The organism is Oribacterium sp. NK2B42, assembly GCF_000424445.1.
GTDB lineage: Bacteria > Bacillota > Clostridia > Lachnospirales > Lachnospiraceae > Oribacterium.
In genome coordinates, this window is the sequence record NZ_AUJX01000005.1 from 138,550 (window position 1) to 162,424 (window position 23,875).

Sequence of the window (23,875 nt, forward strand, 5' to 3'; positions counted from 1 at the left end):
GGATTATATGTAGAACCGGAAAGTATAAGGGATTTATCAAGACTATATGAAACAAAGCATTGTAATTACGGCAGATAAAAGCGGTTCAGGTAAGACCACATTGACCTGTGGTCTTATTTGTGTTCTGAAAAAAAGAGGGCTTAAGGTGCAAAGCTTTAAATGCGGTCCCGACTATATAGATCCGATGTTTCATAGAGAAGTTTTAGGTGTGCCTTCTTCAAATCTTGACAGTTATTTTGTTTCCGGGGAAATGCTGGGAAGACTTTATACCGAAAGGGCTGAGAAGGTGGATATTTCTGTGATTGAAGGAGTCATGGGTTATTATGATGGGCTCGGAGGTGTGTCGACGGAGGGCTCCACCTGGGAGATAGCCGATATTGTCGATAGTCCGACAGTGCTTGTAATGGATTGCAAAGGTGCAAGTGTTTCCTTAGCGGCGCTCATAAGGGGAATGCTGGAGTTTCCGAATCATGCTGCAGGAAAATATGATTCCGGAATTCGCGGCGTTATTTTGAACAGAGTATCCCCGATGTTTTATGAGAGGCTTAAAGGGGTTATTGAGGAGAACTGCCCTGAAATAAAAGTTTTGGGTTACATGCCGGAGATGAAGGACAGAAAGATTCCATCGAGGCATCTGGGACTTATCGAGCCGGGGGATATGGAGGATTTCAATTCATGGATAGAGGCTGTCAGTGAACAGCTTGAAAAAACAGTTGATGTTGACGGTCTTTTGGAGATTGCCGGAACAACGAAATCCGGAAAGCTGACGGAAGAAAAGATTTCTGAGTTTAAGGCTTCTTACTATACCAGCCAAACCTCAAGAGAAGATGATTCAAAGTACAAACTGAATACTAAGATAAAGCTTGGAATAGCCGAGGATGAAGCTTTCAATTTTTACTATCAGGAAAACCGTGAGCTTTTGGAGAATATGGGGGCAGATATAGTGACCTTCAGTCCGTTACATGACGAGAAGCTGCCTGAAGATTTGGATGGAATCATCATCGGAGGCGGATATCCTGAGCTTTATGCGGATGAACTTTCTGCCAATGCTTCCATGAGAGAAGCATTGGCCGCAGTCATAAAAAGCGGGTTGCCGGTTATTGCAGAGTGCGGCGGGTATATGTATCTGAATAACTCGATAAAAGTATCTAAAGAGGAAGCTTTTGATAAAAAGGCGGCTGATAATGAAGATGCCGCCAGGAACAGTACAGAAACAGAAAAAAAACACCATATGTGCGGAGTATTCACCGGAGATGCAGAAAAGAAGGAAAGGCTTGTCCGTTTCGGTTATATTTCCTCAAAGACTAAGGCTGCCGGTCTGTTTGGTGAAGCGGGTACAGTTCTTAAGGGTCATGAGTTCCACAGATATGATTGTGAATATAACGGGGATGGATTCGTGCTGACAAAGCCAAAAGCCGGAAAGCAGAGAAACGTCTTAAATTTTGAAAAGAAGGATGATAGTGTTGGAACCGGAAGTTCCGCTTCATATGAAGGAATATTCTATGGAAAAACCATGTCCTGCGGCTGGCCCCATTTTTACTATTACAGTAATCCGAAAGCGATTTTTAATTTTATGAAATGTTGTGAGAGATATCATTTTGAGCGGGAGGCTCAGAAAAAGTGGGACGGGATAGCGAAGCCTATCGACAGTCTCGGGGTTCTTGAAAAGCAGGTTGTAAAGCTTTGCGGGATGCAGAGAACCCTTACTCCTTCAATAGATAAAAAGGCTCTGGTAGTGCTTTGTGCGGATCATGGCTGTGTGAAAGAAGGGGTGACACAGACTGATAGTTCTGTAACGAGAAAGGTGGCAGACAGCTTTGTAAAGGGGATAACAACCACGGCAATCTTTGCTGAGAAAAACGGAGTTGATGTATATACTATCGATGTGGGGATGGTAGGACCGAGATATAGCGAGGGAGGCGCCGGAGATACCGAAGGTAAGAATAAATATGAATCGGTAAAAAATACTGAAGATAAGTCTGATTCGGAATTCAATCATTATTCAGAAAGACTTTGCCGGGGTAAAATAAACGACAGACGTCTTCAGGACGGCAGCGGAAACATAGCAGTTGAACCTGCCATGAGCCACGAAACCGGTGAAAAGGCATTGCAGCTCGGTATGGACATCGTTCGTGAGCTTAAGGAAGCCGGTTATCAGATCATTTGTACAGGAGAAATGGGAATCGGGAATACCACACCAACGGCAGCATTACTTGCTTATTTCATGGGAAGCAGTGTGGAAGAGGCTGTGGGTCACGGAGCCGGACTCAGTGAAGAAGGGCTAAAGAGAAAGCAAGAGGTAGTAAGACGAGCGCTGGAAAGACTGAAAACAGAATCGGTTCCCGGAAATAGTTATATCGATGATTCAATCAGTAAAGTCGGTTCGAATGACAGTTGTGATAATAATGGTTCAGCAAAAGAGAATCATGGTAATTCCGAAATGCCCGAAATCACCTCGGAAGCAGCGAAAGAAGCATTGTTCCAAATTGGAGGCTTAGAGATAGCTGTCATGGCCGGAATGTTCCTTGGCGGGGTTAAATATGAGGTACCCATAGTGATTGACGGTATCATCTCAACAGCAGCGGCCCTCACCGCCTATATGATGGATGAGAGAGTAGCGGACTATGCATTGGCATCTCATGTATCTAAGGAAAAGCTGTCACGAAAAGCCCTTGAGAAAATGGGCCTGCGTGCCATAATCGATGCTGAAATGTCTCTGGGAGAAGGTTCCGGAGCAGTACTCTTTATGCCCATACTATCTTCTGCGGTAGAAGCCTTTAACCGAATGGGGACCTTTTCTGATATAAAGGTAGAAGCGTACCGGAGATTCCAATGATTCAGGAATGCTGAAGCAGGCATGGTAATATGATTTTATATCCGCAACATAGAAAATGATATAGGGCAGAAATAATGTTATTTAGTGGTTATGACAGAGAGGCTTAAATAATGTACTATTTGGTGACCGGTGGTGCCGGCTCGGGAAAATCTGAATATGCGGAAGAACTGGCGCTTTCACTGGTGGATAAAGACGACCACCTTTATTACATAGCCACCATGTATCCCTACGATGATGAAGAAACGAGAAAGAGGATAGAGAGACACCGGAACCTGAGAGCGGGAAAGGGATTCGTTACCATTGAGCGACCTGTTGAGATATCGAAGGTTTTGGATGAGATAAAAATATCCGGAAGTGTTGCTACAAAGGATAATTCAGTTCAGGATTCGATCAGCTTATCTTATATCTGCCGGTATTTGAAATCTTCAGTAGTTCTTCTCGAGGATCTCACCAACCTTTATGCCAATGAGTGCTATCAAACCAATGGTCATCCGCATGAAATCATTGAACCGCTGAGGGAGCTTTCCGCTAATGTCAAAGCCCTTATCGTTGTCACCAATGAGCTATACTGTGACGGCAATCAGTATCCGGAAGAGACTGTGGGATTCCTGAGAGAGCTGGCATTAATAAACCGGAGCATAGCAAAAGATGCGGATAAAGTTTTTGAAGTTGTGGCAGGTATTCCTGTCGGTGTAAAATAAATGCCTTAAAACAATATGTCAGCATCTGATATATTGGAGAGATTGGGCTTTAAAATGATTTTTTAAGTTAATTTCCTGGTCAACTATAGTTTTGTATCAAACCTATGCTTGCCTGACTCATGGAGGTAAAAATGAATGAGATTGTTCCTGAGAGAATATCACTATACAACATCATCGCAGAACTATGCTCTTATCTGGAGTCTGTCGGTAAAAATCATTTCATCTTCTACAAAAGTCTCTCTGATAAAGAATTAAGGCGTATTGATGATCGTATCGTGAATGATACATTACTCAGTTTGAGTGAGAAAGGAAAGTATCTTCCGGTTTTTGAGCCGGATCTCAGTCCTGAGTACATTGATAAACTCCATAGCTTTAAAGAAAAAATATTCGCAGAAAATGACAAAAACGCTGTCATCAGATTTTTACAGGCACTGGATGAAACGGTTTCGGTGCTTCTTTATGATGAACGTGAAATCCTTGAAGGAAATAAGGTTTCCTCGGAAATCAATACCAACAGAGAATCCACGGGAATAGCCCTGTTTCCAAAGATGAATTGTGTCTGGTCAAGAAAAAACAGGCAGACATTTTCCTATAAACGGATAGACAGTTATCTCAGGTATCTGCTGGTAGTTCAGGATATTCCCGGAATAGAGGCAGAGCATGTATTTATAAAAAAAGGATCATTTCCCATATTCGATAAAACCAAAAAGCTTAATGTTGCAGCTTCACCTCTTAGCGCAAAAACCAATTTTGATCTGAATTATCATGGTTTAGGTGATTATCTGGTTTTTGACGTTAAATATAATGAATCCCGTATAAAGAGTGATAATGCTTTGGTCTGGAAAAAGATCAAAGAAGCGGGGGAACATGGTAGTGAGCTGATAGTTTTCCCGGAGATGCTTGGAAATCCCGTGATGGAGACGTTTATCCGGGATAAATTGAGCACATTGAATGACGGGCAGCTTAAACATATTCCTGCACTTATTGTTTTGCCCTCCTGCAGCGTGGAAGGACTGAATTATTCTCCGGTTTTGGACAGATATGGTCACGAGCTTACAAGACAATGTAAACATAACCCGTTTTTTCATAAGTTAAAACAGGGAGAGTACAGGGAATATCTGAGACCAAATAATAAGATAACCATATTTCATTATGAAGGCTTAGGTCGTTTTGCTGTAATGATATGCAAGGATTTCCTGACCAATGAGTATATGGAACGTATAATGCGTGCATTTATGCTTACCATGATTATATCTCCGGCATATTCAACGGGATCTCATGATTTTAAGCTGTCCCTGGATTTATGTGCACATGATGATTGTAATGTCATCTGGGTCAATACCTGTGCGGCGCTGATACCCGGCAAAGAAGATAATTTCGAAAATATCGGATATATCAGAAAGAGAATAAACAGATACCGGAGTGAAGAGGAGTCTACTTATCGGATGAAATCCTGCAGGAAACTGCGGATGGGTGGATGTGATCATAACTGTATTTATTATGACAGCTTTGGAGCAATATAAAAAAGGACTCCAAAGTTCCGGACGGTTTCCCAAGAAGATAAAAAATCGCCGATCAGAAGAGTTGAGGCTTTTCTGACCGGCGATAATATTTTTGATGATCAGGCACGAAGGATCTTTTGTTTTCTGAAAACATGAAAGGTCAGAAGATATCGTAAATTTATCTCAGTCGTCCCGGTCCGAAGTCATCCTGATACTCATAGAATTTGTTCAGAGAAAGATCTCCGTAAACCCAAAGGAAACAAAAGAGCTGTACTCTTGCAGACATTTTTGCGGTCTTAAGGAGCTCTTTTACATCCTCTTTGCTAAACCATGCTGCATGGATTTTCTCGACGTCCGACTCACTTTCCTGTATTTCGCCGTCAACGATGGCTATAATGCAGGAAGTGGATTCGTTGGAAATACCAATGGCATTAAAGCTGCTTGCCAGACGCACTATACGTTTTACGAAATGAAGACCGGTTTCCTCCAGCAGCTCACGCTTTGCAGCTTCTGTAGGAGTTTCGCCTTCATCCATGAGGCCTGACGGGAAATTATATACCCAGTCACCTACTGCCGGACGGAACTCCCTGTTGAGCAGAATACTATTATGGTCACGGGAAATACCGATTATGCTGACAGTTTTGGTTCCCCAGTTGGAAAGCTCCTCCAATGATGTGATATTCGGATTTCGGCTGGCCATTTCATAAGTAATTTCTTTATGATCACCGGTTTCATAATAGACATCATACCTGTGAAGAAAATTTCCGCCTGCAATGTGCTTAATACCTTTGAACTCCATATTAACCTCCCCATTATTTGATAATGTCACATTGTTTAGTAGTTGGCTGCTTCAGCCTGAAAAAAGTTTCTTTAAGGGTTGAAACAACCGGGATATAAATATCTTTTGATCACGAATCCCAAGGGCTTTACTTGGACTTATACTTCATAATATATATAATAAACTCATATGGCCTAAAAATATACCTAAAAATAAACGGTTTGTTAATTTTTTATCACCGACATATTTATTATGTGTTGAGTTTATAGAGGAGAACCGGTTAAATGACAGATTCATTTATTATCGCTTTTTCAACCTATTCAAGGATCCCCATGCCGAAGGCAGACTGGAATGAAAAGAGCATGAAGTACGCCATGTGCTTTTTTCCTTTGGTCGGGGTGGTAATTGCGTTTCTGGAGCTTTTTATATGGAGGCTGGCAGGATTTCTCCAAACTTATAACATGATTACGGCATTTTTTTTGCTTTTGGTTCCTGTGGCAGTGACAGGAGGCATACATCTTGACGGACTTTTTGATACAGAGGATGCACTTCACAGCTACGGTGACAGAGAGAAGAAGCTCTCCATATTGAAGGATCCTCATGTCGGAGCCTTTGCAGTGATCTTTGGGGTAATGTATATGCATGGAGCCTTTGCACTGGCAACGGAGACAGATATAGAGGCGCTCATTTCTGTGTGTTTCGGTTTTGTGATTTCAAGAGAGCTAAGCGGACTCAGTGTTGTCAGCTTCCCGAAGGCAAAAAAGGACGGAATGGTCAGTGAGTTTTCAGATAGTGCGGATAAGAATGTAAAGACTGTGCTTCTGGCAGAGCTTTTAGTGACGGTTCTTTGTATGTTTTTGTTTTGCATATTTGGGAATATTGAGTTTGCGTATCCGGCAGTGACATTGGCAGCAGCAGCTGTTTCATTTCTGAGATATCGATACAGGATAGTGCCTCAGTTTGGAGGAACCACAGGGGATCTGTGCGGATATTTTCTGTGTAATTGCGAGTTTTTGATTTTACTGGCTAACATACTTGCTTCGAAAATCATAGAGTTTTTTTAGAGCTTAAAGCAGATATGTATGGACTTACGTAAAGCTTTTAGATGAGTATCATTATTTTGCAGAACGAAATTCAGAAATCAGAACGATTCCGGTGCATGGAGGAAATATGGTTCTTATAATAGGCGGTATGTGTCAGGGAAAGCATGACTTTTGTAAAAGCGAATTTCCGGATGCTGAAGTGATAGAGCATTATGAAGAAAGGATTCGTGAGGAACTTGGGAAAGGAAAGGATCCGGTTTCGGAGGCGGAGAAGTGGCTTGATGATATATCAGCCACTATGGAAATTGATGGTACTGATTCAGCCATTCATTTATCCATGGATTCTGCAAACCGGTTTAAGGAACAACTTCCACGGGAACTTGTCATCATCATGAATGAAGTAGGATCCGGGGTTGTACCCATGGACAAGGATGAACGGGAATGGCGTGAGGCAGTTGGAAGAGTCAGTTGCTCGTTTGCTAAGAGAGCTGACAGAGTTTATAGGTTACTGGCAGGGATTCCTCAGAGATTGAAATAACATTATCGAAACACATCAGGATGACTTGAAATATAAAACATAATTTAGACGGGAAATAAAATGTACGAACGAATAATAATACTTATCATGGCACTGATCCTTGATCTGGTTTTCGGTGATCCTCATAATTGGTTTCACCCGGTCATGGCTATGGGACGGGCTATAGAGTGGCTTGAGAAGATACTGAGAAAGGTGCTTGGGATTTCCGAAGAGGCTGAGAAGGACATAGTGAAAAAGCGCATTGCAGGTGGGATACTTGTGGTTATAATGCTGGTGGTATTTACGTTGATACCACTTATCATAATTCACATAAGCCGCATGTTTGGCGAAAACATTTCCTGTGCCATAAGTGCTTTTCTTGCATATCAGATGCTGGCCATGAAGCAGCTGAAAGTTGAGTCAATGAATGTGTATAAGGCACTCCAAAGAAAAGACCTGAAAGGTGCCCGGGAAGCAGTTTCCATGATAGTCGGAAGAGATACCAAACGACTCAATGAGTCCGGTATCGTAAAGGCTGCAGTGGAAACCGTGGCTGAAAATGCCTCCGACGGAGTTGTAGCGCCACTCCTTTACATGATGGTTTTCGGAGTTGCCGGCGGCTGGTTCTATAAGACTGTGAACACCATGGACTCCATGATCGGATATAAAAACGATAAATATCGATATTTCGGAACCGTCGCTGCAAAACTTGATGATGTGATGAATTTCATTCCCGCGAGAGTGACCGCACTTTTCATGGTCATAGCCTCAGCTTTTCTTAACCTCAACTGGAAAAATGCCTTTAAAATCTGGATGCGCGATGCAAAGAAGTCCACAAGCCCAAACTCCGGACAAACAGAAGCCGTTATGGCTGGAGCCCTGGGGGTAACTCTCCTTGGTGATGCCTGGTACTTCGGAAAGCTCGTAAAAAAGCTGGAAATCGGAGATAAGCTTCGTGAGATAAAGCCGGAGGATATCGAAACTGCTAACAGAATGATGTATCTCTCGGTATTCATGATTTATGTTGTAGGGATACTAATTATGAGAGAGGTAATGGTGAGATTTGGATTGGTATGATTTTCTTTTGGGTAAAAAAATCGATTATTAGGTGATATTTTTAATACTTGTATACACTATATCAATGGTATACATTAAATAGAAAATAGTCCATGATTTTGGTTTTAACCGATTGGAATTCCAATCGGTTAGATACAAACGCGGAAGACTTATATTTACTCCAAAGAAGTGGATTGAAAGAATGCAAGACAATGAAATATGGCAGATATGGAGGTACCAATGCTGATTAAGGAGTTGAGAAAAATCACCGGACTATCGCAGACTGCTTTCGCAAAAAAGTTTCATATTCCTGTTGGAACGCTATCTCATTGGGAGCAGGGAGTAAGAACTCCACCAGACTATGTGGTATATATGCTTTCACGAATTATATATTTGGAGCGAGAGCGGTATCAAAAATAATATAAATAGGATAATATGAAAAACAAGACTGATTCTTGCTATAGCAAGAATCAGTCTTGTTTTTGAGATGGTTTAACTTTATAATGTGATATATAACAAAACGACATACAAGATGTGGATACAAGAAAGATAATAATATGAGCATTAGTTATAAAAAGCTTTGGAAATTATTAATAGATAAAGATATGTTAAAAAAAGATCTCCAAAGGGAGGCCGGAATTAGTTGGGCATCTGTGACCAAGATGTCAAAGGGTGAAGTGGTTGGTACAGAAATACTGATGAAAGTATGTAAAACGCTTCATTGTGACATTGGCGATATAGTTGAATTTATAGAAGATAAGAATATAGATAATTGAAAGAGTTGAAATATATGAGTTTACTTGAGTACACAAAGAATCAAACAAAAGTTTTTTTGGATAGTATGCCAAAGAGCTTAAGGAAGAAGAAGGGTCAGTTTTTCACATCTATCGAAACTGCCGAATTTATGGCCGGAATGTTTGACATTTCGAAGTGCGGAGATGTAGTCTCTGTTTTGGACCCCGGAGCAGGAACAGGAATTCTATCTATAGCATTTGCGGACAGATTATTGAAAGAGCGACACGATGTTTTTTTGAAGATAACGTGTTATGAAACAGACGTAGATGTTTTACCGATATTAAAGAATAATCTTGATTATCTTCAAACTAGTAATAGTGATAGGGTAAGTTACCGTATTGTTGAAGATGATTATATTCTTTCACAGTGTAATGATTTTCAAGGAAATCTATTGGCGTCAGATAATCCTAAAAAATATGATTTTATAATAGGCAATCCTCCATATCTAAGAGTAATGAGAGATAATCCGGCTGCATTAGCTATGCCGCAAGTGGTTCACGGGGCACCTAATCTATATTTTTTATTTGCCACCATGTCCCTTTTTAACTTAAAGGATGGTGCGGAAATGGTATATATCATTCCCCGCAGCTGGACATCAGGAGCATATTTTAAGGCATTTAGAGAGTATCTTTTAAATAACGGAAAGATAGAAAATATCCACTTGTTTGTGAGTAGAGATAAGGTATTTAATGCAGAACAGGTTCTACAGGAAACAATGATTGTAAAGATAAAAAAGACTGCTGTAAAGCCGGAAAACGTGTTGATTACATCAACTAATAGTAGCTCTGATTTTGATAATATTTCTGAATTGACTGTTCCATATGATGCAGTAGTTTCTGGTGATGAATTGTATGTATATCTTCCTACTAATGAGTATGATATAAATGTGATAAAGAAAATAAATATGTACCATTCAACTATGCCGGATGAAGGATTAAAAATGAAGACCGGTATTGTTGTAGATTTTCGTCAATGGGAAGAATTGAGAAAAGAACCAGGCGAAAACATTTTGCCACTTTTTTACAGTCAACATATTCGTGACGGTAGGGTAAATCACCAACCGTCAGGAAAAGAATATGATTGGATTATTGATGAAAAGCCGGGGTTAATCCAAAAGAATAAGAACTATGTTTTTATTAAGAGATTTACAGCTAAAGAGGAACGTCGTAGGTTGCAGTGTGGCGTTTACTCGCCGTCCGATTTTAAAGAATACGAGTATATAGGGACTCAAAACAAGATTAATTTTGTAGATAAAACAGATGGAACTGAAATGGATTCACAAACAACTTATGGAATATATGCATTGTTGAATTCTACTCTGTTTGATATGTACTACAGAATATTAAATGGCAGTACGCAAGTTAATAGCACAGAAATTAACAATATCCCAATACCTCCTGTTAAATTAATAAGGGAAATAGGAGAGCAGGTGTTACAGTCAAGAGATCTGTCGACAGATAATTGTGATCGCATTATTTCGGAGGTTGCATATGCCTAAAATAGAAGAAGCAAAAAAGTTTCTAAATGACATTGGAATGCCTAAATCCCAACAGTCAGATCTGTGCGCTTTAACTATACTGGCAATGGCTGACATTAAACCAAACGATGAATGGAAGAATGCAACAAATACGTGGATTCGTATTCATGATATTATTTCGTTTGTGAATCTGTATTATGGGACAACTTATGCAGAAAACAGCAGGGAAACTATTAGAAAGAGTGCATTGCATAATTTCAGGACAGCTGCATTGATCGAAGATAATGGGGAGTCGACTAACAGTCCAAATTATAGGTATAGGATAACGGCGGAAACATTAAAGGTTATAAGTGGTATTGGGGCAAATCAAGAAACGGAAAGTATAAAACGTTTTTTAGCATATCATAAAAGACTTGTGGATTTATATTCTTCGAAAAAGAAAATGACCATGATACCTGTTAAAATAAATGGGGCGGAGTTACTTTTTTCATCAGGTAAGCATAATGAATTACAGAAAGCAATAATTGAAGAATTTGCACCACGATTTGCACCCAATTCAGAGTGTCTTTATGTTGGAGATACAATTCAAAAAGATTTAGTTAAGAATGTTGAAAAACTGAAAGAGTTGGGATTTGAGATTACACTGCATGATAAAATGCCGGATGTTGTCCTATATAGAGAAGAATGTGATTGGATTTATTTTATAGAGTCGGTAACTTCTGTTGGACCTATGGATCCGAAAAGGATAATTGAAATTTCTGATATGACATCAAAGGTGTCATCTGGGAAGATTTTCGTTACGGCCTTTTTGGATTTTGCAACATTTAAAAAGTTTGCAGATTCTTTGGCTTGGGATACTGAGGTTTGGATTGCAGATGTGCCTGATCATATGATTCATTTTAATGGTGATAAATTTATGGGACCAAGATAAGACTATGAGTATTGCCGAAAATGAGATAAATCAATTAAAGAAAAAGATATCGGAATTGGAAAATGAGAACCGGCTTTTGAAGGATCGACTTTCAGAAGCCGGGATTTCGTATGCAGATATAATCAATGCTGAAGACTTTTATAAATCAGAGAAGTATAATCCAGAATGAAGATGTAGACAGGCTTATCGATATTCTTTGATGGAGTATTGTCAGGCATATCTTATTAATGAAAATGGTGTTAGTCGTCAAATGGTGTGTGCTTGTAACACCATGAAAATATACAGAAAGACGGGTTTATCCATCGGAAGATCCGATTTCAAGTTTGTATAATAAACTACATTTGGGAGATTTTAATTGAATTACAATCATGGCGGAGACATATACGGTAATAAGGTGATACTGGATTTCTCTGTGAATATCAATCCCCTGGGGATGCCTGATAGTGCGAAGGAAGCTGCTTTAAGGGGAGTGGAGCAAAGCACCGGATATCCCGATTGGGAGCATAGAGAACTTCGGAATGTACTATCGAAATATCTCGATATACCCGGAGAAGATATACTTTTTGGCAACGGAGCTTCGGATCTGATCTATCGACTTATGATGGTGCTGAAGCCAAAAGAGGTTCTGGTTTCGAACCCATCATTTACTGAATACAGATCAGCGGCGAAAAAAGCCGGTGCAAAGGTTCTGGACTATATTCTAAGAGAAGAGGATTCCTTTAGCTTTACAGATGATACAGTGGCTGCATTTGTTGATAGAATAGAGCACCTGGCAGCAGGGTCTGTCGTTTTTTTGTGTAATCCCAATAATCCGGACGGAAGTATCATTCCGAAAGAGAAGTTGATCCAGATATGTGAAGCGTGCGAGAAGCGTTCTGTTTGGCTTATAGTGGATGAGTGCTTTCTGTCGTTTTGCGGGAAAGAAAATGAACTCACCATGCTTCGAAGAACCACTGATTCCGACCGGGATTTGAGCAATGAAATTTCAGATATAAAAGCCACCGATTTCTGTGGGGTTAAAGCTGTGAAAAATGATACAACAGAAAGCATTGAAACACATTTGGTGGTTCTTCGTGCCTTCACTAAAATATTCGGAATTCCGGGGCTTAGGCTTGGTTATATAGTGACGGAAAACCACGGTCTTATCCGGACAGTCAGGGAAACCATGACCCCCTGGGATATCAATGTTCCCGCACAGATGGCAGGAACTGCAGCTTTAAAGGACGAGAGTTTTATCGAGGAGACCAGACGTACTGTGGTTCAGGAAAGAAAATATCTGATATCTGAGATACAGAAGAACGGACTTGCGGAAAAGATTTACAACCCGGATTCCGAAGCAAATTTCATATTGTTCAGAGTTTCGCAGAAAGATATAAACCTGAAAGAGAGGCTTCTTGAAAAAGGAATCCTGATACGTTCCTGCAGGGACTTTGTGGGACTTGATGAGAGATATTTCAGGATATGCGTGAGGACACACGAAGAAAATCTTAAATTGATAAATGAATGGAGCCAATTAGATTAGCATCTGAATGTCAGAAATAAAGGTTGAAAAACATGCGCTTACAGAGGAGATTAAAATGAATTTGGATTTTTTTATACCCGGGTCATACGATGCTGAAAGAATAGCCCCTTTTTATTATATGAGACCCAATAAGGCATGTGACAGCGGTGTAATCGATACTTTTATCTGGAGAGACCTTTACGATGTCCGGGTCTCGATAGCAGATGATAAAGCGTTGCTGTTTCTGATGAACAGTGATGGAGAGTACTTTTCGGCTATGCCTTTTTGTAAAGAGGAAGATCTTAAATACTATTTTTCGGTCATCGAAAAGTATTTTAACGAGGTTTTGAAGAAGCCTTTAAAAATGTATCTCGCTGACGAAGAAGCGGTAGAGACATTGGCCTTAAAGGATGATCCGCGCTACTATGTGAAAGAGGAATCTGATCTCAAGGATTATCTTTATAAAGGAGGTGATCTCAGAAATCTTTCGGGTAAAAAATTTCATAAAAAGAAAAACCTGGTGAACAAGTTTTTCAGAGAATATGAAGGAAGATGGGAATACAGAACACTCCACTGCAGTGACAGGGAAGATGTTCTTGATTTTCTTGATAAATGGTATGAAAAACGCACAGAAGACGAAAGAGAAACAGGAGATACTCTGGAATATGAAGTTACAGGTATCCATGAGATGATGAAGGAATGCTTTTCTCTTAAAGAATTCAGAGCAGGCGGAATCTTTATAGACGGTCACCTTCAGGCTTTCTCACTGGGAGCTTTAAATCCGAGGGAAAAAATGGCCTGCATAGCTATAGAGAAGGGTAATTCCGAAATACCCGGTATTTATCAGGTTATAAACCAGCAGTTTCTGATTCATGAGTTTCCGGATGCAGATATTATAAACCGGGAGGATGATATGGGGCTTCCGGGACTCAGAAAAGCAAAAGAAAGTTATAATCCTATCGGCTATGAAAGAAAATACATGGTACTTCAGAAGGACTTTAAAGGCTGATATGAAGTATTAACACCATGAACTCACCGTACAGCAGTGAGAGGATGTGGGGAAGCTCCCTGTGTTAATGCTGATTTTTATCAAAGTATCGGAGTGTTGACAGACCTCAAAGAGCAATGTGCAGAATTGATATATCCGGAGGTGCCATAGGGACATGGGAAATATCTGTATGAACGGAATTTATGTATTAACAGAAAAAGATCAGAAATATGAAACAAAAAATCTTTATGAGGAAGTCTTTCAGGATGACAAGGGACCGTTTTCTGACTGGTACTATGAAGACAGGTGTCGTGACAACGTCATAGTATGCAGGAAGGAGAATGGAGAAGCTGTTGCCATGGCGCACCTGAATCCATTCACTGTTGGCGGTAAAAACGGACAAACGGCTGAAATATATTACATATATGCTGTGGCTACAAAAAAAGAATATCGCCACAAGGGGTATATGACGGATGTATTAAAAAAGAGTTTTGAGATACTTCGGGATAAGAGAGTGCCATTTTGTTTTCTCATTCCGGTTTCGGAGTCTCTTTACCGGTCTTTCGGGTTTTATACGGTTTCCAAATTTACATTTGAGCGTATACGGGATTTTTCCCGGGTCGTTGCAAACTATGATTTATATATTATGGAAGATGAGAATTATGTCAGAAGAGCCCGTAAAGAGGATGAGTTATGTGAAAACCGTGAGGATGGTCTCCCGAAAAATCCAAATATCATGGTGAAGATCATTTCCAAAAAATCTTTTGTAAAATTCAGTGGTCTTTCTGAGGATGCTAATGAAACCGAAATAATAGACTGGCTCAGAAATCAAAGGATCTATATAGCAGAAGCTGTGTGATGAGATACAGGTATCCCGATGCAATAAGAAAAAACGGGTAGTCTCAAGTTGAAGATTTGAAAGGGCAAAGGATTTTGGAACAGAAGAAAAAAGCTAAAGCGATCATGATACAGGGGACCATGTCCAATGCAGGAAAAAGTCTCATTGCGGCAGGACTTTGCCGTATCTTCAGGCAAGACGGGTACAAAGTTGCGCCCTTCAAATCTCAGAATATGGCTCTTAACAGCTTCATAACCGATGAAGGCCTCGAGATGGGCAGAGCCCAGGTGGTTCAGGCGGAGGCAGCCGGCATTAAGCCATCAGTGCTGATGAATCCCATACTTTTGAAGCCGACAACGGATGTCGGGTCACAGGTTATCATCAACGGAAAAGTCAGCAGCAACATGACCGCAAGGGAATATTACAGGCATAAAAAAGCTCTCATACCTGTTGTGAAAGAAGCCTATGAAAAGCTGGCTTCGGAGTATGACATAATCGTAATAGAGGGAGCCGGAAGTCCCGCGGAGATAAACCTTCGGAACGATGATATCGTAAATATGGGCATGGCGGAGCTTGCGGATGCGCCGGTTTTGCTGGTAGGTGATATCGACAGGGGCGGAGTATTTGCGCAGCTCTACGGAACCATAGCGCTGCTTGAAGAGCAGGAGCAGGCGCGTATAAAGGGGCTTATCATCAACAAATTCCGCGGAGATAAGACTATACTTGATCCGGGTCTCGATATCCTGAAGGAAAAAACCGGTAAGGAAGTTCTGGGAGTAGTGCCTTACATGGATGTGATGATAGATGATGAGGACTCGCTGTCGGAAAGGCTGAATGTACAAAGGAGCCCAATTACAGCTTCAAAAACCGGTGGAAACAGAGAATCGTGTAATGATCGTGATAAGGCGGTGAAATCCGTTGGTAACTGTCATGATGATATAGAATCATATTTCAGTGATTCCATTATCGATATCGCTGTCATCCGTCTGCCCCGCATCAGTAATTTCACGGATTTCACGGCGCTTTCAATGGAATCGGGAGTTTCTCTCAGGTACGTTTCCAATGTGAGAGAACTCGGAGAGCCTGATGTGATCATTATCCCCGGAACGAAAAGTACCATCAGAGATATGGAGTGGCTGAGAGCCATGGGGCTTGAGGCAAAGCTGATGCAAAAGTTTCATAAGGGAACGCTCATCATAGGAATCTGTGGTGGCTATCAGATGCTTGGGGAAAAGATCATCGATAGGGTTGGTGCGGAAACGCTTGTAACCGAAAATGAAGTTCCCGAAAACACAGTGATATCAGAAAATCACATGCCAAAAGACAGTCTAAAAAGACCTGATGGATCGGGAACAGAAACAGAAAGAACCGAAGCTGATGATTTATACAGGAAGAAAGGAACAGAAGTAAGGGGGCTTGGTTTCCTGTCGGTAACCACGGAGTTTTCGGAAGAGAAGACCCGAACCGGAGTGACATTTGAACTTCAGGGCTTAAGCGGAGAGTTCGAGACATTAAACGGAAAAACAGTTACCGGATATGAGATTCATATGGGAAAAACCAGAAATCTTGCGGCATCAAATAGTTTACACGCCGATGTATCAAGGCATGATAGGACAGAGAGCATAGATATCGACGTAAAACCTGATTTAAGGAATGGTCTTTTTGCATGCTGTGGTAATGTTTTAGGCACATATGTTCATGGCTTCTTTGATTCTGATGAACTTCGAAAATCATTCCTGGATATGCTTTACAGAAAAAAAGGAATCGATCCGGATAAAATGGAGCTTTCGGAGCGAAGCTATGAGGACTTCAAGGAGGCACAGTATGACAAACTTGCTTCAATTTTGAGAGATTCATTGGATATGGAGAAGATATATAGTATGATTCAAGAAAGTTGTAATTGAAAACTGTAACAATGCAGCCAGTGGACCATGGGGACGGAGTTAGTGGTTCATTTTATGGAGAAATGAACCACTAACTCCGTTCTCATGGTCCACCGGCTGAACTGTTATTTTATGTACAGAATTGTATAGGCTTACAGATGGTTCACATTTATCATGGCAATGGAAAAGGGAAAACTACTGCGGCGGTAGGAGCAGCCGTCAGGGCGGCAGGACACAACATTCCTGTGGTATTCTGTCAGTTCCTTAAGGACGGTATGTCCGGAGAGATCAGTATACTTGAGAAGATACCGGGTATACTGGTTCTTTTTCCTGAGCATTTTTACGGTTGGACCTCAAATATGACACCGGAAGAACTCGCTGCCACAAGAAAAGACTGTGACGAGATGTTCGGTAAGGCTATCAGAACCATGACCATGATCCTGCAAAATCAGCCAAAGGCACTGAAAGCCTTTGAGGAAAGAAGAAAAAAATCCGGAATCATAACCAGGGAAGAGCACAGACCGGATATAGTGGCTCTTTTTGTGTTTGATGAGATTCTTGATGCCGTAAACAAAGAACTTCTGGATCAGGACATGCTGGCAAGGTTTCTTCTTCAGCTTCCCGAGTATGTGGAAGTGATCCTGACGGGGCGTAACCCGGATATCACCATTCTGTCCATGGCGGATTATGTGACGAATATGGTAAAGGACAGGCATCCTTATGATGACGGGATTAAGGCAAGAGTCGGGGTGGAGAAATAGTGGGCATGTCCGGATTTGAAAGTATCGGGGAAAAAAGTATGGATAAAATCCAGCCACATATAACAGAATTGTTTGATGAAGATTCAGATAAAATTGATTCCGGAAAATCAGGTTCCGGCAGGATCAGGTTTGAACACGTTGAACCAAGGGACATAGAACGACGGAGCATGGAAATCATCCGGGAGGAGCTTTCCCGCAGGGGTGTCAGGCTCCCTGAGACGGAGGCACCGGTGATAGAGAGGTGCATCCATACCTCCGCGGATTTTGATTATTATGAAAATCTGGTTTTCTCCGCTAATGCAGTAGAGCGGATTAGAGCTGCACTTTCGGCGGGAGCTGTCATAGTTACCGATACTGAGATGGTGAAAGCTGGCATCAGTAAGGTGACTACGGCAAAATACGGTTGTGAGATTCGTTGTTTTATGTCGGACCCTGAGGTGGCTTCGGAAGCAAAAGCAAAAGGTGTAACAAGGGCTACGGTCAGCATGGAACACGCCGCGATACTCGCAAAGCAACTTCCGATAACAGAGATATCTGTTCAGAAAAAATCAAAGGAATTTATTCCTTCATCGAACACATCAAAAAATAAGAGTGGATCAAAAGGCTCATTTTCCAATATCATTTTTGCCATCGGCAATGCACCCACTGCCTTGATAGAACTGGAAAGGCTCATACGTGAGGAAAATCTGAGACCTACGGGTATCATCGCCGTTCCCGTTGGCTTCGTAAATGTTGTGGAAGCAAAGGAGCTTATCTGGAAGCTGAGAAAATCAGATAATACTTCAGACATTCCCCTGATAGTCGCAAGAGGCAGAAAGGGAGGCTCCAACATCGCTGCGGCAATAGTCAATGCCCTGTTGTATGGAATGTAAAAGTTCAGCCGGGGCATAAGCATCATAGCAGGAGCGATTATTGCCTTTTGATTGACTTCATTTCTGTATTGCCTCATCTGAGTCATGCAATGATAGGTGTCTTGAATGACTCAAGTTATAGTTTTAGATATATGAGTCATTTAAAAGGCTGAGCCTGAATGACTCAAGTTATAGTTTTTGTTATATGAGTCAACATTTTTTGAAATCCTGTTTGACCGCAATTTAAAATAATCCAAAATGGGTCAAGCATGTAGTATTGAATCATTGACTCAAATATGTTTTTTTCGTTAATGAGTCAATCGAGCCCCTGTTTTGATATGACCTCAACTTGCATTATTGGATATTGGGTCAAACATGAGTACTTATCATGTTGACTGCAAATACGGAAAACAGAAAAGAAGTCAACTGATGATACATTAATCGGAAAAAACCATATATATATCACGAGGTATTCCATGGCAGACAGAATTTTTGATTTCAACAAAATAGAAGAGAGCAAAGCTCCTAAAACAGGCTCAGGCGATGAGGGATCTTTAGTCACCTGGCAGATAGTGGAAACAGATGAGAAGGAATTAAGTGCAGATTCACCCATTATGGTCCTTTCCGAAGAGATGGAAAAACTTCCAAAGCATGCAGCAGGAGTTTTCGTGAATCCCATAAGGGGGACATCATTTGCCTATACGGAAGGAAAAGTTGAAGCAGATGTAAGCGGCAAGGATAAGGATGGCAGGGACCTTAATCACCATATCCTTAAGATTGATAAAAGGTTCATTGACCTTGAGAAGTGGCTTGGGGAGAATCATGTTTCAGTAAGGCTTAGCGGTGAGAGCAGGGAGGAAGGCTATTGTGTTTACAAGATCCGGGCTGTGACTCCCGACGGGAAAAACATTCAATCCGACAGAGACAGCTTCCTCCAGCTTATCATTGAGAGGCTTAAAGAAAGCAAGGCTCCTGACGATGAGGAACCAAATGATGAAATGACTGAGGTCGGACATCAGGATCTCAGAGATATAAATTCCATGCTGAATTTCCTTGCCTGCGCTAAGAAAACACTTCCGAAGAACATGCAATCCTGGGCGGACAGAAACATTGACCTTATCAGGTCCAAGACCATCACCCCTGAGGAGCGACGCCACGCGGAGAGAGCTCTCCAGATGGTTCTCAACATTCAGTGGAAGGGCGAGTATTTTGCAGCCATCGATCCCGTCAGGGCACGGCAGATCCTTGATGAAGAGCTGTACGGCCTGGAGAGAGTGAAGCAGCGCATCATGGAGACCATCATCCAGATAAACAGAACCCACACGCTGCCTTCCTACGGACTTCTTCTTGCGGGGCCGGCAGGTATCGGAAAGTCACAGCTTGCCTATGCGGTAGCTAGAATTCTGAGACTTCCATGGACCAGCCTCGATATGAGTGCCATCCATGACTCTGAGGCGTTGACCGGAAGTCCACGTGTTTATGCCAATGCCAAGGCCGGACGCATAATGGAGGCATTCTCACAGAGTGGCTCAAGCAATATAGTTTTTATCATTAACGAGCTTGATAAGGCCGATCAGAACAGCATTAACGGCAATCCGGCGGATGCCCTTCTGACACTTCTCGATAATATCGGTTATACGGACAACTACATTGAGTGCCGCATACCGACAAACGGAGTTTATCCTGTGGCTACGGCCAATGACAAATCACGTATATCAGATCCCCTTATGAGCAGATTTGCGGTCATAGACATTCCGGACTACACCCCGGAGGAGAAGAAGATCATTTTCCAAAAGTTCTCGCTGCCTAAGGTTCTTAAACGCATGGGTATGAGACCGGAGGAGTGTGTGGTGGATGACAGAGCCATAAGCGTGATTCTTGAAAAATACAGAGATACCACCGGATGCCGCGACCTGGAGCAGGCGGCTGAGCATCTTGCGGCTAATGCTCTATACCAGATTGAAACCACAGGAGTGGATACGGTGACATTTGACGCACATACCACCAGGAGGCTGTTGTTCTGATGGTTAGCCTGAGTTATATGTGACTTCCATTCGGCAGAAAACAGCTTGATGATATCACAACCATTTTTGTATAATGATTTTATCCGGGGAGAAACTGACCATATCAGTTCTTCCATAGCATCGGGTTTTTTGAGAGCATGAGGTTCGAAATGAAATTCACGATTAAAAATGAGTTGGAGAACAGAATACGTATACGCCTGAAGGATGGAAAGCTGGATTACGTCAAGGATCAGAGACTTTCCTATGCCATTCGGAAAATCAAGGGCGTAAAAGAGGTTCGCGTATATAGAAGGACTGGTGGTGTTGCCATTAGTTTTGATTCCAAAGTTCTGTCAAAAGACAAACTGATATCAGCATTGGAGAAGATCAAGCTTAAGAAAATATGGGTTCCAGAAAATGAATTTGTCGATGAGTCAAAGATAAGTCTGGAAGAGATAAAAGAAAGGCGTCTTACTCCGGAAGCCAAGAGAAGGATAAGGGAAAAAATCGCGCTTGAGACTATGGCGGATATACTTTTGCCTATGCCGCTTCAGGTGGGATACCACTTCTTCCAGCTGGTAACACTGAAATCTCTGTAATACTAAAAAATGGTACGGTAAATGTCCGAAACGTTTCTGCTTAGGGATCAGATAGGCATTTGCAATAAAAGAGAATAAAAAAATTAAAGAGAAAGGGCCCGACGGTGGATGCCGGCGGGCTTTGATTGTTAAAATGAATAATTCTAAACTCAGAACAGCGTTGTTTTTGCATATAATCATTGTATTGATGGAAATTATCATAACCAACTATGTATATGCGACCCGGAACGGATTGGAAATGTTTTATCACTATACGGAAGTATCAAATTTCCTTTGCTTACTAAGCAGTGGGGCGTTTGTGCTTTTTATGCTGCCGGCGCTTTCCAAAGGGAGGACAAGCGGGTTTGTTTCCACCTATATGATGCAGCATTATAAGGGATCCGACGAGCTTCCTGCCTGGCTCATTACCGTGAGATATGTGGTTGTATGCAGTCTGATGCTGACATTTTTTATCGTACTTGCAGTACTTGGACCAAAAAAGGGATTTGATGAGGAGCTGTTCAGCGGTGTTCATCCATTAGACCACTTCCTCGTACCATTAATATCTCTGTTTTCATTTTTATTTTTGGAGGATAAGGCGACACTTCCCAAGGCTGCACCCTTTTGGGCTTTGATACCGACAGTGATATATGCGGTGATAATGCTTATATTAAACGCTGCCCGCATCACCGTGGGACCTTACTTTTTCCTCCGTGTATATGAACAGCCGGTCATCAAAACCATAATCTGGGTAGTGGTTGTTATGGGAATAAATTATCTGCTGTCATGGCTGGTTATGAAGGCTTATAATGGCAGGGTAAAGGCAGATAAAAGGAACGGATGAGAGAGTCATTGACACGTTAACGGTCTCAAGAAGAATAGATATATTCATAAGAGATGATTGGCGGAAATCAGTCTTTATAGAAGATGAAAACGAAAAAACAGCAGGAGAAATAAATGATTTTATATATGACTTCAACCCCCGGTGGTTTTGACCGCCGTACAGGGTTACCGGAAAAGCTTGATAACAGAAATCAGTTTGTGGACAGGCTTAAGAATGACTGGAAGGACCACAGCAAAGGTCTTCTCATTTCCTCGGATCCTAAAAATTCCGAGATGAATACAGCCATGGCACAGACCTATCTTGATGCCTTCAATAAATCAGGGCTCAGTATGGATTCCATAGACGTGCTGGACGCAAGAGATGAAAAAATCGTTGAGATACTCGCAATCTACGATGTGGTGATCCTTGCGGGAGGTCATGTCCCCACGGAGAATGCCTGGTTCCATAAGATAAAGCTTAAGGAGTGGATCAAAGGCTTCAGGGGAATAGTTATAGGAGTAAGCGCCGGTACCATGAACTGCGCAGACATCGTATACGCACAGCCGGAGCTTGAAGGCGAATCAAAGGATGCCGGTTATAAGCGTTTTCTGGAAGGCCTTGGGCTTACGGATACCAATGTTATCCCTCATTACGATCAAACTATTGATGCCATGCTGGATGGGAAAAAGCTGTTTGAGGAGATAACCTATCCGGATAGTACAAACAGAGCTTTTTATTGCCTGACTGACGGAGCCTACATTAGAAAAGATACAGTTACAAATAAAGAAATGCTATATGGAGAGTCATACCTCATAGCAGACGGGGAAATCGGACTTATATGTAAAAACGGAGGGGAGTTTGAGATACCCACTCGTGTAGATGTGAAAAAGCCTGTGCTTCTTGCGGCAGTGACATTAACCCTTGGAGGACTGATAGGAGCGACAATTACCAGATATTTTATAAAGCATGAGGAGTAATTATGGACGTTGAGACAGTAATGTCAGCCCTTCGTCAAAAGGCGCTGAAGGATGGAGAATTTCGAAAAGAACTTTTGGCGACGAAAAAGGAGAAGAATCCACTTGCTGCTTTCTGCGAGATAGCAAGGCGGGAAGGTTACGAGTTGTACGAAATGGATATCCTGACCTACGGAGAAGAGTTTTATGCGGCCATAAAGAGATCCACAAACGGTGGAGGAGAAAACTCCCCGAAGCTGGAAGGTCAGGACGATTATTATGATATGTTCATGGCAGAGCTTCAGAACTTTAAGTAGTCTGCCGCAAAGTATTGAGTTTCAGGGTAATGCTGACTTATCGGTGTTTTCCCGGAATAGTTTACAGAGTGAAGAATGGAGATATTATGAGTGTTAAGATGGAATTTCCCGACGAATATATGGAGATACTTAAATCCTATGCTGAACAGAATGAAGTGACGGTTGAGACTGCCATAGCTGATACACTTGAGTTTCTGGAGCTTAAAAATGAGACCTTTGATCATTACCGCATAGCGGTGGAAGATCCGGAATCATACCTGAATGATGCTTCGGAGCTTAATGCAAAAGCCATCAGGCAGATCTATATGGATCTTTTTGGTGAAGATACAGTGGGAGATATGATCCACTGTTACTACAATCCTGATAAACTTAACGTCCTTCTTATGGATATTGTTTATGATGATTCTGTTACATTATGGAATATAGTCGAAATGTTCCATAACAAGATTCCGGGATTGGAATTCAGTGAGAATATCCTTTCTCTTTTCTATGTTCATGATCGTTTTGACGGTAAGCATGATAAGATCGTTGAACTGATGGAGTGGATGCTGTCAGACCATGAGGATGATGGTTTCGAGACCGCCGGATACTATGAATCGATTTACGATGAACCTGATGATGAAGAGTTCTTTGATGACGATGAGTACTATGAGGATTTCGATTCAGAAGAAGACTATGATGACGAAGATGATGTCGAAGACGAAGGCATAAACGTAAACGAAGAGTAAGCATTTATTACGTGA

The 23,875-nt window shown here is 41.6% G+C and carries 24 protein-coding genes; 23 read left to right on the forward strand and 1 reads right to left on the reverse strand.

From position 1 onward, the window contains the following. Positions 1 to 46 precede the first annotated feature (46 nt). The 3 genes from G625_RS20890 to G625_RS0102785 all read left to right on the forward strand — a co-directional run bounded on the left by G625_RS20890 (position 47) and on the right by G625_RS0102785 (position 5,060). Entirely contained in the window at positions 47 to 2,836 is a 2,790-nt protein-coding gene (locus G625_RS20890; protein WP_049895626.1) for a cobyrinate a,c-diamide synthase, read from the forward strand. Positions 2,837 to 2,946: 110 nt separating this feature from the next. Then, positions 2,947 to 3,537 carry a bifunctional adenosylcobinamide kinase/adenosylcobinamide-phosphate guanylyltransferase gene (locus tag G625_RS0102780; RefSeq protein WP_029199900.1) on the forward strand — a complete coding sequence of 197 codons (591 nt, stop codon included), beginning with the start codon at positions 2,947 to 2,949 and terminating at the stop codon, positions 3,535 to 3,537. Between the two features lie 131 nt (positions 3,538 to 3,668). Beyond that, on the forward strand, positions 3,669 to 5,060 hold the full coding sequence (locus tag G625_RS0102785; RefSeq protein ID WP_029199901.1) for a hypothetical protein: 1,392 nt from the start codon (positions 3,669 to 3,671) through the stop codon (positions 5,058 to 5,060). A gap of 157 nt (positions 5,061 to 5,217) precedes the next feature. Here G625_RS0102785 and G625_RS18070 read toward each other — a convergent pair whose 3' ends face one another. After that, positions 5,218 to 5,838, reverse strand: a complete 621-nt coding sequence (locus G625_RS18070; protein ID WP_049895628.1) for an NUDIX hydrolase — start codon at positions 5,836 to 5,838, stop codon at positions 5,218 to 5,220. A 263-nt stretch (positions 5,839 to 6,101) separates the two neighbouring features. On the opposite strand from G625_RS18070, the gene G625_RS0102795 reads away from it, so the two are divergent. From G625_RS0102795 to G625_RS18095, 20 genes are all read left to right on the forward strand, one after another. Further along, positions 6,102 to 6,881, forward strand: coding sequence for an adenosylcobinamide-GDP ribazoletransferase (locus G625_RS0102795; RefSeq protein ID WP_029199902.1), 780 nt, complete (start codon positions 6,102 to 6,104; stop codon positions 6,879 to 6,881). A 106-nt stretch (positions 6,882 to 6,987) separates the two neighbouring features. Next, the gene (locus G625_RS18075; RefSeq protein WP_044931330.1) at positions 6,988 to 7,398 is read left to right on the forward strand and encodes a bifunctional adenosylcobinamide kinase/adenosylcobinamide-phosphate guanylyltransferase; all 411 of its coding nucleotides are present in this window, start codon (positions 6,988 to 6,990) and stop codon (positions 7,396 to 7,398) included. A gap of 60 nt (positions 7,399 to 7,458) precedes the next feature. After that, entirely contained in the window at positions 7,459 to 8,454 is a 996-nt protein-coding gene (cbiB, locus tag G625_RS18080) for an adenosylcobinamide-phosphate synthase CbiB (protein WP_044931332.1), read from the forward strand. Positions 8,455 to 8,673: 219 nt separating this feature from the next. Next, a complete protein-coding gene (locus G625_RS23425) occupies positions 8,674 to 8,853 on the forward strand; it encodes a helix-turn-helix domain-containing protein (RefSeq protein ID WP_044931335.1) in 180 nt (59 codons plus the stop codon). Positions 8,854 to 8,990: 137 nt separating this feature from the next. Continuing rightward, positions 8,991 to 9,209, forward strand: a complete 219-nt coding sequence (locus G625_RS0102815; protein ID WP_029199904.1) for a helix-turn-helix domain-containing protein — start codon at positions 8,991 to 8,993, stop codon at positions 9,207 to 9,209. A gap of 14 nt (positions 9,210 to 9,223) precedes the next feature. Then, positions 9,224 to 10,726 carry an Eco57I restriction-modification methylase domain-containing protein gene (locus tag G625_RS0102820; protein WP_029199905.1) on the forward strand — a complete coding sequence of 501 codons (1,503 nt, stop codon included), beginning with the start codon at positions 9,224 to 9,226 and terminating at the stop codon, positions 10,724 to 10,726. Beyond that, entirely contained in the window at positions 10,719 to 11,636 is a 918-nt protein-coding gene (locus tag G625_RS0102825) for a BsuBI/PstI family type II restriction endonuclease (RefSeq protein ID WP_029199906.1), read from the forward strand. Before G625_RS0102820 ends, G625_RS0102825 begins: the two co-directional genes overlap by 8 nt. Positions 11,637 to 11,640: 4 nt before the next feature. Then, the gene (locus G625_RS22250) at positions 11,641 to 11,805 is read left to right on the forward strand and encodes a hypothetical protein (RefSeq protein WP_156885000.1); all 165 of its coding nucleotides are present in this window, start codon (positions 11,641 to 11,643) and stop codon (positions 11,803 to 11,805) included. Between the two features lie 186 nt (positions 11,806 to 11,991). Further along, positions 11,992 to 13,158: a pyridoxal phosphate-dependent aminotransferase gene (locus G625_RS0102835; RefSeq protein WP_029199907.1), complete on the forward strand. Its 1,167-nt coding sequence runs from the start codon at positions 11,992 to 11,994 to the stop codon at positions 13,156 to 13,158. Positions 13,159 to 13,213: 55 nt separating this feature from the next. Continuing rightward, complete coding sequence (locus G625_RS0102840; RefSeq protein ID WP_029199908.1) at positions 13,214 to 14,146, forward strand: DUF2156 domain-containing protein; 933 nt, start codon at positions 13,214 to 13,216, stop codon at positions 14,144 to 14,146. Positions 14,147 to 14,315: 169 nt separating this feature from the next. Then, the gene (locus G625_RS20895) at positions 14,316 to 14,984 is read left to right on the forward strand and encodes a GNAT family N-acetyltransferase (RefSeq protein WP_198014834.1); all 669 of its coding nucleotides are present in this window, start codon (positions 14,316 to 14,318) and stop codon (positions 14,982 to 14,984) included. Positions 14,985 to 15,088: 104 nt separating this feature from the next. Beyond that, positions 15,089 to 16,867 carry a cobyric acid synthase gene (locus tag G625_RS22685; RefSeq protein WP_044931390.1) on the forward strand — a complete coding sequence of 593 codons (1,779 nt, stop codon included), beginning with the start codon at positions 15,089 to 15,091 and terminating at the stop codon, positions 16,865 to 16,867. Between the two features lie 137 nt (positions 16,868 to 17,004). Next, positions 17,005 to 17,607 (forward strand): cob(I)yrinic acid a,c-diamide adenosyltransferase, encoded by a 603-nt coding sequence (locus G625_RS0102855; protein ID WP_029199911.1) that lies wholly within the window; start codon positions 17,005 to 17,007, stop codon positions 17,605 to 17,607. Positions 17,608 to 17,645: 38 nt separating this feature from the next. Next, a complete protein-coding gene (locus G625_RS0102860) occupies positions 17,646 to 18,479 on the forward strand; it encodes a precorrin-8X methylmutase (RefSeq protein ID WP_084152736.1) in 834 nt (277 codons plus the stop codon). 455 nt (positions 18,480 to 18,934) lie between these two features. Continuing rightward, the gene (locus G625_RS0102865) at positions 18,935 to 20,482 is read left to right on the forward strand and encodes an AAA family ATPase (protein ID WP_084152729.1); all 1,548 of its coding nucleotides are present in this window, start codon (positions 18,935 to 18,937) and stop codon (positions 20,480 to 20,482) included. Positions 20,483 to 20,631: 149 nt separating this feature from the next. Further along, on the forward strand, positions 20,632 to 21,060 hold the full coding sequence (locus tag G625_RS0102870; RefSeq protein ID WP_029199914.1) for a heavy-metal-associated domain-containing protein: 429 nt from the start codon (positions 20,632 to 20,634) through the stop codon (positions 21,058 to 21,060). A 133-nt stretch (positions 21,061 to 21,193) separates the two neighbouring features. Further along, positions 21,194 to 21,883 (forward strand): hypothetical protein, encoded by a 690-nt coding sequence (locus G625_RS0102875; RefSeq protein ID WP_156885001.1) that lies wholly within the window; start codon positions 21,194 to 21,196, stop codon positions 21,881 to 21,883. A 113-nt stretch (positions 21,884 to 21,996) separates the two neighbouring features. Continuing rightward, positions 21,997 to 22,839 carry a Type 1 glutamine amidotransferase-like domain-containing protein gene (locus G625_RS18090; protein ID WP_049895630.1) on the forward strand — a complete coding sequence of 281 codons (843 nt, stop codon included), beginning with the start codon at positions 21,997 to 21,999 and terminating at the stop codon, positions 22,837 to 22,839. Between the two features lie 2 nt (positions 22,840 to 22,841). Further along, on the forward strand, positions 22,842 to 23,132 hold the full coding sequence (locus G625_RS0102885) for a hypothetical protein (RefSeq protein WP_198014838.1): 291 nt from the start codon (positions 22,842 to 22,844) through the stop codon (positions 23,130 to 23,132). Positions 23,133 to 23,218: 86 nt separating this feature from the next. Beyond that, positions 23,219 to 23,860 (forward strand): hypothetical protein, encoded by a 642-nt coding sequence (locus G625_RS18095; RefSeq protein WP_044931339.1) that lies wholly within the window; start codon positions 23,219 to 23,221, stop codon positions 23,858 to 23,860. Positions 23,861 to 23,875 lie beyond the last annotated feature (15 nt).

What these genes read in the sequence shown, in the direction of transcription:
- G625_RS20890 (WP_049895626.1), top strand. Translation starts at nt 47, where the DNA reads ATGAAACAAAGCATTGTAATTACGGCAGATAAAAGCGGTTCAGGTAAG.
- G625_RS0102780 (WP_029199900.1), top strand. Translation starts at nt 2,947, where the DNA reads ATGTACTATTTGGTGACCGGTGGTGCCGGCTCGGGAAAATCTGAATAT.
- G625_RS0102785 (WP_029199901.1), top strand. Translation starts at nt 3,669, where the DNA reads ATGAATGAGATTGTTCCTGAGAGAATATCACTATACAACATCATCGCA.
- G625_RS18070 (WP_049895628.1), bottom strand. Translation starts at nt 5,838, where the DNA reads ATGGAGTTCAAAGGTATTAAGCACATTGCAGGCGGAAATTTTCTTCAC.
- G625_RS0102795 (WP_029199902.1), top strand. Translation starts at nt 6,102, where the DNA reads ATGACAGATTCATTTATTATCGCTTTTTCAACCTATTCAAGGATCCCC.
- G625_RS18075 (WP_044931330.1), top strand. Translation starts at nt 6,988, where the DNA reads ATGGTTCTTATAATAGGCGGTATGTGTCAGGGAAAGCATGACTTTTGT.
- cbiB (WP_044931332.1), top strand. Translation starts at nt 7,459, where the DNA reads ATGTACGAACGAATAATAATACTTATCATGGCACTGATCCTTGATCTG.
- G625_RS23425 (WP_044931335.1), top strand. Translation starts at nt 8,674, where the DNA reads ATGCTGATTAAGGAGTTGAGAAAAATCACCGGACTATCGCAGACTGCT.
- G625_RS0102815 (WP_029199904.1), top strand. Translation starts at nt 8,991, where the DNA reads ATGAGCATTAGTTATAAAAAGCTTTGGAAATTATTAATAGATAAAGAT.
- G625_RS0102820 (WP_029199905.1), top strand. Translation starts at nt 9,224, where the DNA reads ATGAGTTTACTTGAGTACACAAAGAATCAAACAAAAGTTTTTTTGGAT.
- G625_RS0102825 (WP_029199906.1), top strand. Translation starts at nt 10,719, where the DNA reads ATGCCTAAAATAGAAGAAGCAAAAAAGTTTCTAAATGACATTGGAATG.
- G625_RS22250 (WP_156885000.1), top strand. Translation starts at nt 11,641, where the DNA reads ATGAGTATTGCCGAAAATGAGATAAATCAATTAAAGAAAAAGATATCG.
- G625_RS0102840 (WP_029199908.1), top strand. Translation starts at nt 13,214, where the DNA reads ATGAATTTGGATTTTTTTATACCCGGGTCATACGATGCTGAAAGAATA.
- G625_RS20895 (WP_198014834.1), top strand. Translation starts at nt 14,316, where the DNA reads ATGAACGGAATTTATGTATTAACAGAAAAAGATCAGAAATATGAAACA.
- G625_RS22685 (WP_044931390.1), top strand. Translation starts at nt 15,089, where the DNA reads ATGATACAGGGGACCATGTCCAATGCAGGAAAAAGTCTCATTGCGGCA.
- G625_RS0102855 (WP_029199911.1), top strand. Translation starts at nt 17,005, where the DNA reads ATGGTTCACATTTATCATGGCAATGGAAAAGGGAAAACTACTGCGGCG.
- G625_RS0102860 (WP_084152736.1), top strand. Translation starts at nt 17,646, where the DNA reads ATGGATAAAATCCAGCCACATATAACAGAATTGTTTGATGAAGATTCA.
- G625_RS0102865 (WP_084152729.1), top strand. Translation starts at nt 18,935, where the DNA reads ATGGCAGACAGAATTTTTGATTTCAACAAAATAGAAGAGAGCAAAGCT.
- G625_RS0102870 (WP_029199914.1), top strand. Translation starts at nt 20,632, where the DNA reads ATGAAATTCACGATTAAAAATGAGTTGGAGAACAGAATACGTATACGC.
- G625_RS0102875 (WP_156885001.1), top strand. Translation starts at nt 21,194, where the DNA reads ATGAATAATTCTAAACTCAGAACAGCGTTGTTTTTGCATATAATCATT.
- G625_RS18090 (WP_049895630.1), top strand. Translation starts at nt 21,997, where the DNA reads ATGATTTTATATATGACTTCAACCCCCGGTGGTTTTGACCGCCGTACA.
- G625_RS0102885 (WP_198014838.1), top strand. Translation starts at nt 22,842, where the DNA reads ATGGACGTTGAGACAGTAATGTCAGCCCTTCGTCAAAAGGCGCTGAAG.
- G625_RS18095 (WP_044931339.1), top strand. Translation starts at nt 23,219, where the DNA reads ATGAGTGTTAAGATGGAATTTCCCGACGAATATATGGAGATACTTAAA.